The organism is Albimonas sp., from assembly GCF_055129145.1.
The window spans coordinates 1-9,122 of record NZ_JBSRTQ010000158.1 but is presented as its reverse complement, the minus strand read 5'-3'; the positions used below and the strand labels follow the sequence as shown (position 1 = coordinate 9,122).

At 69.1% G+C, this 9,122-nt stretch carries 10 protein-coding genes; 8 read left to right on the top strand and 2 right to left on the bottom strand.

The features are described 5' to 3' along the window. From ACTB72_RS18290 to ACTB72_RS18275, 4 genes are all read left to right on the top strand, one after another. Positions 1 to 775, top strand: a 775-nt coding sequence (locus tag ACTB72_RS18290; RefSeq protein WP_463038446.1) for an HAD-IA family hydrolase, incomplete at its 5' end; no start/stop codon positions are given. Positions 776 to 1,049: 274 nt separating this feature from the next. Further along, entirely contained in the window at positions 1,050 to 2,051 is a 1,002-nt protein-coding gene (locus tag ACTB72_RS18285) for a DctP family TRAP transporter solute-binding subunit (protein WP_463038445.1), read from the top strand. A gap of 244 nt (positions 2,052 to 2,295) precedes the next feature. Further along, on the top strand, positions 2,296 to 2,982 hold the full coding sequence (locus ACTB72_RS18280; protein WP_463038444.1) for a TRAP transporter small permease: 687 nt from the start codon (positions 2,296 to 2,298) through the stop codon (positions 2,980 to 2,982). 3 nt (positions 2,983 to 2,985) lie between these two features. Continuing rightward, positions 2,986 to 4,356, top strand: coding sequence for a TRAP transporter large permease (locus ACTB72_RS18275; protein ID WP_463038443.1), 1,371 nt, complete (start codon positions 2,986 to 2,988; stop codon positions 4,354 to 4,356). 43 nt (positions 4,357 to 4,399) lie between these two features. Here the strand turns inward: ACTB72_RS18275 and ACTB72_RS18270 are convergent, their stop codons facing one another. Then, the gene (locus tag ACTB72_RS18270) at positions 4,400 to 5,068 is read right to left on the bottom strand and encodes a nitroreductase (RefSeq protein ID WP_463038442.1); all 669 of its coding nucleotides are present in this window, start codon (positions 5,066 to 5,068) and stop codon (positions 4,400 to 4,402) included. A 182-nt stretch (positions 5,069 to 5,250) separates the two neighbouring features. Here ACTB72_RS18270 and ACTB72_RS18265 point away from each other — a divergent pair, with 182 nt between their 5' ends. From ACTB72_RS18265 to ACTB72_RS18255, 3 genes are all read left to right on the top strand, one after another. Continuing rightward, the gene (locus ACTB72_RS18265; protein WP_463038441.1) at positions 5,251 to 6,516 is read left to right on the top strand and encodes a lytic murein transglycosylase; all 1,266 of its coding nucleotides are present in this window, start codon (positions 5,251 to 5,253) and stop codon (positions 6,514 to 6,516) included. A gap of 196 nt (positions 6,517 to 6,712) precedes the next feature. Continuing rightward, positions 6,713 to 7,345 (top strand): LysE family translocator, encoded by a 633-nt coding sequence (locus ACTB72_RS18260; protein ID WP_463038440.1) that lies wholly within the window; start codon positions 6,713 to 6,715, stop codon positions 7,343 to 7,345. A gap of 54 nt (positions 7,346 to 7,399) precedes the next feature. After that, entirely contained in the window at positions 7,400 to 7,972 is a 573-nt protein-coding gene (locus ACTB72_RS18255; RefSeq protein WP_463038439.1) for a cobalamin biosynthesis protein CobQ, read from the top strand. A 1-nt stretch (position 7,973) separates the two neighbouring features. Here ACTB72_RS18255 and ACTB72_RS18250 read toward each other — a convergent pair whose 3' ends face one another. After that, entirely contained in the window at positions 7,974 to 8,306 is a 333-nt protein-coding gene (locus ACTB72_RS18250) for a DMT family transporter (RefSeq protein WP_463038438.1), read from the bottom strand. Between the two features lie 183 nt (positions 8,307 to 8,489). Between ACTB72_RS18250 and ACTB72_RS18245 the strand changes: the two genes are divergently transcribed. Continuing rightward, positions 8,490 to 9,107, top strand: coding sequence for a hypothetical protein (locus ACTB72_RS18245; RefSeq protein WP_463038437.1), 618 nt, complete (start codon positions 8,490 to 8,492; stop codon positions 9,105 to 9,107). Positions 9,108 to 9,122 lie beyond the last annotated feature (15 nt).

Genomic DNA, 9,122 nt, shown 5'->3' with positions numbered 1-9,122 from the left:
GCTTCAGGCCGTGATTTTCGACGTGGACGGCACCCTCGCCGAGACCGAGGAGCTGCACCGCGCCGCCTTCAACGCCGCCTTCGCCGCCGCCGGGCTCGACTGGGTGTGGGAGCGGCAGCAGTATCACGAGCTGCTGGCGGTGGAAGGCGGTCTCGCCCGCATCCGCCATTACGTGGAGGTCTCCCACCCCCGCGACCTCGCCAACATGGAGCATGCCGGCGCCTTGGAGGCGTTGCACGAGGCCAAGACCGCCCAGTTCCTGTCGATGATGGAGGAGGGCGCGGCGCTGCGCCCCGGCGTCGGCCGCCTGCTGTCGGACCTGCGCGCCTCGGGCATCCGCATCGCCGCCTGCACCACATCCACCCGCATGGCGTTCGAGGGGCTGATCCTCAACGCCTTCGGCTTCGAGGCGCTGGACTGGTTCTCGGCGGTGGTGACGCGCGAGGACGTGGAGGCGACCAAGCCCGACCCGATCCCCTATCAGCTGGTGCTCGACCGGCTGAACCTGCGTCCGGAATGCGCGCTGGCGATCGAGGACAGCGCCCGCGGCGTCGCCTCGGCGCGCGGCGCGGGGCTGGACGTGCTGGCCACGCCGGGGATCTACACCCGCGACGAGGATTTCTCGGACGCCATCGTCACGCTCAGCGATCTGGGCGATCCGCACCGTCCCTTCGACGTGGTGGCGGGCGATCCGGGCCCGTTCTCCTGGGTGGATCCGGACGCGCTGCGCTGGTGGCATGCGCAGGCCCGCGGCGGGCGCGACGCGGCCGCCTGAGCGGCGGAAGCCGCCCCGGCCGACGCCCGAACAGGCGCCGGCCGGGGCGACGATTATAGTAATGATTGCATATGATTTCCGCCCTTTTCGGCGACCGTCGAGCAACCGCACGCGATCACGCGCCGACCTACTTGAAAGTATGTCGCTTTCGGGGCCGGAACGGCGCCGCTCCGGGTTGATTTTCTGACGAAAGAGTCATTTACCGCTCCCACCGCCGAGCCTACGCTCGCGGGCCGGTTTCCTGCGCATTCGGGAACCACAGGGAGGATATGACATGCGCTTTCTCAAATTCGCCGCCGCGTCCGCGGTGGCTCTGTCGATGGCCACGGCCGCTCAGGCCGCGTGCGACCCGGGCGAAGTGGTCGTCAAGTTCAGCCACGTCACCAATACCGACAAGCACCCCAAGGGCATCGCCGCCTCGATGTTCGCAGAGCGGGTGAACGAAGAGATGAACGGCAAGGCCTGCGTCGAGGTCTACGGCAACTCCTCGCTCTACGACGACGACAAGGTGCTGGAGGCGATGCTGAACGGCGACGTGCAGATGGCCGCGCCGTCGCTGTCGAAGTTCGAGACCTTCACCAAGAAGTATCGCATCTTCGACCTGCCCTTCATGTTCAAGAACATCGATGCGGTCGACGCCTTCCAGAACTCCGACACCGGCCAGGCCATGAAGGAATCCATGGTCAAGCGCGGCCTGCTGGGGCTGGAGTTCTGGCATAACGGCATGAAGCAGATCTCGGCCAACAAGCCGCTGCTCGAGCCGTCGGACGCCAAGGGGCTGAAGTTCCGGGTGCAGACCTCCGAGGTGCTCAAGGCGCAGTTCGCCGCGCTCGACGCCAACCCGCAGGCGATGGCCTTCTCCGAGGTCTACGGCGCCCTGCAGACCGGCGTCGTCGACGGGCAGGAGAACACCTGGTCCAACATCTACGGCCAGAAGTTCTTCGAAGTTCAGGACGGCACCACCGAGTCCAACCATGGCGTCATCGATTACCTCGTCGTGACCTCGGTCGACTGGTGGGAAGGCCTGGACGCCGACATGCGCGACCAGCTCGCCAAGATCCTCAAGGAAGTGACCGAGGCCCGCAACGGCGAGTCCTTCAAGGTCAACGAAGAGGCCAAGCAGGCGATCATCGACGCCGGCGGCGAGGTCCGTCAGCTGACGGCCGAGCAGCGTCAGGGCTGGGTCGACGTGATGAAGCCGGTCTGGGCCCAGTTCGAGGGCGACGTCGGCGCCGAGAACATCGAGGCGGCGCAGAAGTTCAACGACGCCAACTGAGCCTGGACGGGCGGGCGGCGCCTTGCGCCTCGCCCGCCCGTCCGCCCGGCCGAAGGCGCCGCGATCGCGCGCCTCGTCCATCTCGCGACCGCGGCGCGCCCGGCTTTGGGAGGAGCCGGGCGCGCCGCGCCAGCGGCGACGGGCGGGCGAGGCGCGACCCATTCCGTCCCGTCCCGGCGTCGACCGGGGCGGGGCGACGCACATAGGCGCCCCATCGCGGGCCCCTTACAGGGGGGGAGGCCCCATGCAACACAAAGCCACAACGCCTGCCGGCCGCGCGGTCAACGCCGTCGAAGAGACGCTGATCGCCGCCATTCTCGGCGCGATGACCCTGGTGACCTTCGCCAATGTCATCGCCCGCTACGTGTTCAATTCCAACATCCTCTGGGCGCTGGAGGTCACGTCGTTCCTCTTCGCCTGGCTGGTGCTGCTGGGCGCGAGCTATTGCGTGAAGACCGCCTCGCATCTGGGGGTCGACGCCGTGGTCAACGTCGTGTCGCCGGGGCTGCGCCGCGCGCTGGGGCTGATCTCGGCCGTGGTGTGCATCGTCTTCGCGCTGCTGCTGCTGAAGGGAGCCTGGGATTTCTGGGCGCCCTACGCCAACCTGCAGCCGACCACCGGCCGCTGGTTCCCCACCGGCTTCGCCAGCGTGCGCGGCCAGGGCTGGTACGAGCTCAACGACGTGCCGATGCCGGGCGTGCTGAACGCGATCTTCGCCGACGCGTTCAACGACGGCGACGCCTACGAGAAACTGCCCCGCATGATCCCCTATTTCATCCTGCCGTTCTCGATGCTGCTGCTGGCGATCCGCTTCGTCGAGGCCGGCGCGGAGATGCTGGCCGGGACCCGGAACTCGCTGATCGCGAGCCACGAGGTCGAGGAAGAGCTGGCCGAAGTCTCACGCGCCCGTCGCGAAGCCGAGGAGCGCTGAGCCATGGAAGTCGTCATTCTTTTCGCCCTGGTGGTCGGCCTGATGCTGATCGGCGTGCCGATCGCGGTGGCGCTGGGCCTCTCCTCCACCCTGTTCCTGCTGGTGCTGTCGGAGAGCTCGCTCGCCTCCATCGCCCAGACGCTCTACAACGGCATGGCCGGGCATTACACGCTGCTGGCCATCCCGTTCTTCGTGCTGGCCTCGACCTTCATGTCGACGGGCGGCGTGGCCGCGCGGATCATCCGCTTTTCCATCGCCTGCGTCGGACACATGCGCGGCGGGCTCGCCATCGCCGGCGTCTTCGCCTGCATGCTGTTCGCCGCCCTCTCGGGCTCGTCGCCCGCGACGGTGGTGGCCATCGGCGGCATCGTCATCGCCGGGATGCAGCAGGCGGGCTACACCAAGAGCTTCGCGGCGGGCGTGATCTGCAACGCCGGCACGCTCGGCATCCTGATCCCGCCGTCCATCGTCATGGTGGTCTACGCGGCGGCGACCGACGTGTCGGTCGGGCGCATGTTCCTCGCGGGCGTGATTCCGGGCATCATCGCGGGCGTGATGCTGATGATCGGCATCTACATCGCCGCGCGGGTGCAGAACCTGCCGAAAGGCGCCTGGGCCGGATTCGGCGAGATCCTGTCCTCGGGCCGCGAGGCGGGATGGGGGCTGTTCCTGATCGTCATCATCCTCGGCGGCATCTACGGGGGCGTGTTCACGCCGACCGAGGCGGCGGCGGTGGCGGCGATCTACGCCTTCCTGATCGCCAACTTCATCTACAGGGACATGGGGCCGCTGCGCGGTCCCGACGGCCCGATCCCGTTCTGGCGCAAGCCCTGGACGCTGGTCACGGCCTGGGTGCATCCCGACACGCGCGACGCCCTCTTCGACGGCGGCAAGCTGACGGTGACGCTGCTGTTCATCATCGCCAACGCGCTGATCCTCAAGCACGTGCTGACCGATGAGCAGATCCCGCAGGCCATCGCCAATTCGATGCTGGATGCGGGCTTCGGGCCGATCATGTTCCTGGTGATCGTCAACGTGATCCTGCTGATCGGCGGTCAGTTCATGGAGCCTTCGGGGTTGATCATCATCGTGGCCCCGCTGGTCTTCCCCATCGCCCTCAGCCTCGGGATCGACCCGATCCATCTGGGCATCATCATGGTGGTGAACATGGAGATCGGGATGATCACGCCGCCCGTCGGGCTCAACCTCTTCGTCACCTCGGGGGTGGCGGGGATGCCGATGTGGGACGTGGTGAAGGCGGCGGCCCCGTGGCTGGGCATCCTCTTCATCTTCCTGATCATGGTGACCTACATCCCGGCGATGTCGACCTGGATGCCCACCTACTTCATGGGGCCGGAGATCATCACCCGGTGAGGCCGCGGGCGGGCGCCGACGCCGGCGCCCGCCCGGTTTCCGGTCAGAGGAACCGCACCCATTCGTCGAGCGGCGCGCGCTCGGAATAGAGGCGGTTGACCTTGTGCTCGGGGTCGATCTTCCCGATCGCCAGACCGCAGAACACCATGGTGTCGGCGGGGGCGCCGGTGAAGGCGTCGATGGTCTCGTGCAGCCGGGCCCAGGCCTCCTGCGCGCAGGTGTCGTAGCCCTCCTCCTGGAAGAGCAGCATCGTGGTCTGCAGGAACATGCCGAGGTCCGACCACTGCGGCGCGTTCATCCGCCGGTCCACATGCAGGAACAGCGCGGCGGGGGCCCCGAAGAAGCGGTAGTTGTTGGCGAACCACCGGAGGCGGCCGGCCTTGTCGGCGCGCTCGATCTCCAGCTTTTCGTACATCATCTCGCCGACGCGGAACCGGCGCGAGCGGTAGGGCTCGTGCAGGTTGTCGGGATAGACCTTGTATTCGAAACCTTCGCCCTGGGCGTCGGTCTCTTCCATCCGCTTCGCCGCGAGGGCGCGGAATTCGTCCAGCTTCGCGCCGTTGAGCACCGACACGATCCAGGGCTGCAGATTGCCGCCCGAGGGGGCGCGCGCCGCCTTCTCCAGCACCCGCCGGATCACCGCGTCCGGCACCGGGTCGGGCAGGAACGCCCGGGCGGAAATCCGCTTGGCGACCGCTTCGCTGACCTTCATGCTCGTCTCCTCCATGGGTTCGTCTTTGTCCGAATGCTTCGCGCGTTTCGCACAGCGGCACAAGCGCGAGCGCCTTTTTTCGGACTCCGCGCCGCGCTAGATTAGCCGCGAGCCGGCCCCCCGGTCGCGCCCGATCCCGCGGGCGCGCGCGCCGGGGCCGATCGAGCCAAAACGGAGGCGGAATGTCCCGACTGTTGACCCGTCGCGCCCGCATGGGCGCGATTCTGATCGCCGCGACCACGGCGGGCTGCGCCTCAGCCGAAGCGCCGCCGCCGCCGCGCGGCACGCCGCCCGCGGTGCAGGCCCCGGCGGCGGAGGACCAGACCTTCGCCGAATGGCGCATGGGCTTCCGCGCCCGCGCGCTCGCCGCCGGCATCCGGCCCGACATCTTCGACTCGGCCTTCGCCGGCGTCACGGTGAACGACAAGGTGCTGGAGCTGGACAATTACCAGCCTGAATTCTCCCGCCCGATCTGGGAATATCTCGACAGCGCCGTCTCCGACACGCGGGTGACCAGGGGGCGCGAGCTCGCCGCCGCCAAGCGCGCGCTGCTCGACCAGATCGAGGCGCGCCATGGCGTCGACCGCGAGGCGGTGCTGGCGATCTGGGGGATGGAGAGCGCCTTCGGCCAGAATTACGGCGACATCCCGGTGGTGCAGAGTCTCGCGACGCTGGCCTGGCACGGGCGGCGCAAGGATTTCGCGGAGGAGCAGCTGATCTCCGCCCTGCGCATCATCCAGCAGGGCGACGTGACCGCGACGCGGATGGTCGGCTCCTGGGCGGGGGCGATGGGGCATACCCAGTTCATCCCGACCAGCCTCGAGGCCTATGCGGTCGACCACAACGGCGACGGGCGCCGCGACCTGTGGTCGGCGGATGCGGCGGACGCGCTGGCCTCGACCGCGAATTACCTGGGCAAGTTCGGCTGGACCATGGGCGCGCCGACGGCGATCGAGGTGCGGCTGCCTTCCGGCTTCGACCACGCGATGGCCGATGCGGACACGCGTCAGACGGCGGCCACCTGGTCGGCGATGGGCGTGACCGGCGTCGACGGGCGGGCGCTGCCGGCGGCGGACGCGGTGGCGATCATCGAGCCCGCGGGCGCGCGCGGCCCGGCCTTCGCCGCCTATCCCAATTTCCGGGTGATCCTGCGCTACAACAACGCCACCTCCTATGCGCTGGCGGTGTCGCTGCTGGCCGGGCGGATCGAGGGCGGGCCCGGCATCCAGGGCGCCTGGCCGCGGGACGACAAGCCCCTGTCGCGGACCGAGCGGGTGGAGATGCAGGAGCGGCTGACCCGGCTCGGCTTCGACACCCAGGGCGCGGACGGGATCATCGGGCCGAATTCGCGCAAGGCGGTGCGGAACTTCCAGGCCTCGCGCGGGCTGGTTCCCGACGGCTATGCTGGAGTCGAGCTGCTGGCGGCGTTGCGCAAGGCCGACGGCTAGAACGCGGGTCGGGGCGCGCGGCCCTGCGCGCCTGACGGCGCACGGCGGAGGCCGGGGCCTCCGCCCCTGCGCGGACGCGCAGGCAGGCCGCTGGCGCTCGGAGGCCCGGTCGGGGCGCGGGCGGAGACGGGGCTTGCCGAGACGTCGGCGCCCTGTCTTTGATCGGTTCCAACGCGGAATCGGGAGGCGGCGCATCATGGAAATCGGGCTCTGGCTGAGTTTCGCGGCGGCCTCCGCCGTGCTGGTGGCGATCCCCGGGCCGACGGTGATGCTGGTGGTGGGCTTCGCGCTGGGCGAGGGGCGGCGATCCGTCGTCGCCACCGCGCCGGGGGTGACGCTGGGCGACCTGATCGCCACCTCCGCCTCGCTGCTGGGCCTCGGGGCGCTGATGGCGGCCTCGGGACTGGTGTTCTCCGTCGTGAAATTCGCCGGCGCGGCCTATCTGGTCTGGCTGGGCGTCCGGATGCTGATGGCCTCGCGCGGCGGGGCCCATGCGCCCGAGGCGCGGATCCTGCGCGCGCCCGCCGGCCGGGCGCGGATGTTCCGCCAGGCCTTCCTCGTCACGCTGCTGAATCCCAAGGGGCTGGTGTTCTTCGTGGCCTTTGCGCCGCAGTTCATCGACCCGGCCGCGCCCTACCTGCCCCAGGCCGCGATCCTGGTGGCGACCTTCACCACGCTGGGGGCGATCAACGCGGTGATCTGGGGGCTGGCCGCGGGCGAGATGCGCGCGCGCTTCGCCCGCCCCGGCGCCATGGCCTGGGCCGAGCGCATCGGCGGCGGATCCCTGATCGGGGCCGGGGCGCTGACCGCGCTGGCGGGGCGGGGCTAGCGCGCCGCGCAATCTAAAGTTGAGTTCGCCCCGGATCCGTGTCTGGATCGCGCGGTGAACACGCCCGCGCACATCATCTTCGCCGTCGCCGCCTTCGCCCGCCCGGGGGCGCGGGCCCGCAACCTCGCGGCGCTGGCCGGGGGTTTCGCGCCCGACCTCAGCCTGTTCGCGCTGATCGGCTGGGCCAAGGTCGTGCAGGGCCGCACGCCTGAGCAGATCTTTCGCCAGGACTACGTCTCCGCCCTCTGGCAGGGGATCTTTCGGATCGACAACTCGATCCCGATCTGGGGGCTGCTGCTGGCCGTGGCGCTGGCGACGCGGCGCGGGGTGCTGGCGGTGTTCGCGGGGGCCGGGCTTGTGCACCTCGCCTTCGATTTCCCCCTGCACCATTCCGACGCGCGCCCGCATTTCTGGCCGCTGACCGACTGGGTGTTCCGCAGCCCGCTGAGCTACTGGAACCCCGCCCATCACGGCCATATCGTGGGGATGGTGGAGATCGCGGTCTGCGGGGCGCTGACCGTCCTGTTGTGGCGACGCTTCCACGGCGTCGGCGCGCGGGCGCTGATCGGGGTCGGCATGCTGGCCGAGCTCGCGCCCGGCCTGATCTGGCCGCTGCTGCTGGGTTAGCTCAGTGGGGCGAGGCGTTCGAAAAACTCTGCACCACCACCACGCCGGCCACGATCAGCCCGATGCCGACCATCGCCGGGGGGTCGAGCTTCTGGCCGAAGACGACCCAGCCGATCAGGGTGATCAGCACCGTGCCCACCCCTGACCAGATCGCATAGGCGACGCCCACAGGGACCACGCGCAGGGTCAGCGACAGGAAGAAGAACCCCACCGCATAGCCCGCGACCACGATCAACGAGGGGCCGAGGCGGGTGAACCCCTCGGCCGAGCGCAGCGCCGCGGTGCCCACGACCTCGCCCACGATGGCGATCAGCAGATATGCCCAAACCCACATGCCGTGCGCCTCCTCCGGATTGACCTGCGGCTTTGGTCGTCCAGGCGCGGCCCCGGCGCAAGGGGTTGTTCCGTGACGTCATTGCAGTATTGCGCACAGTTTTCGATGACAGGAAAAACCGGCGCGGCTAATTGACGAGCGTTCGTTCAGCATCACGCGCGTCGCCTTCGGGCAGGAGAAACCATGTCATTGCGTTCCAGGGCCCTCGCGGCCGTCGCCCTCGCCGCCACGGCGCTCGTCGCCGCCTCTCCGGTCTCGGCGTTCACCCTGATGATCGACGGCGGCAAGCTGACCGGCGTCAAGAACATCGAATACAACAGCGCCTTCTATGACCTGACGCTGGTCGACGGCGCCTGCGCCGACGCCTACGGAAGCTGCGAGACCGCGAGCTTTCCGTCCGCTTTGATCGGAAACCTCGGGAATTTCGGGAGCTTCCTGCTCAGCACCGTTCTGGTCGACCAGCCGGGCTTCGCGATCGACAGCGATCCGACCCTGACCTTCGGCTGCTCGAGCGAGACCGCCTGCTCGATCGGCCTGGCCCAGAGCTACAGCAACTCGAACGGCTATATCTACGCCTACTACGTCAACAACTACGCGGCCTCCTCCGCTTCCACCGATGGCGTGACCGCGGCCTACGGATACACTCCCGCCCAAGATCTTTCGGAGCGTGGCAACATCGTCTGGGGCGTCGTGACCGCCTCCAGCGTCGAGGCCGCGGTGCCGCTGCCCGCCGCCGCCGCGCTGCTGCCCATGGGGCTGGCGGGGCTGGGGCTCGTCGCCCGCCGCCGCCGCAGGGCCTGAGCTCAGGCCGCCGGG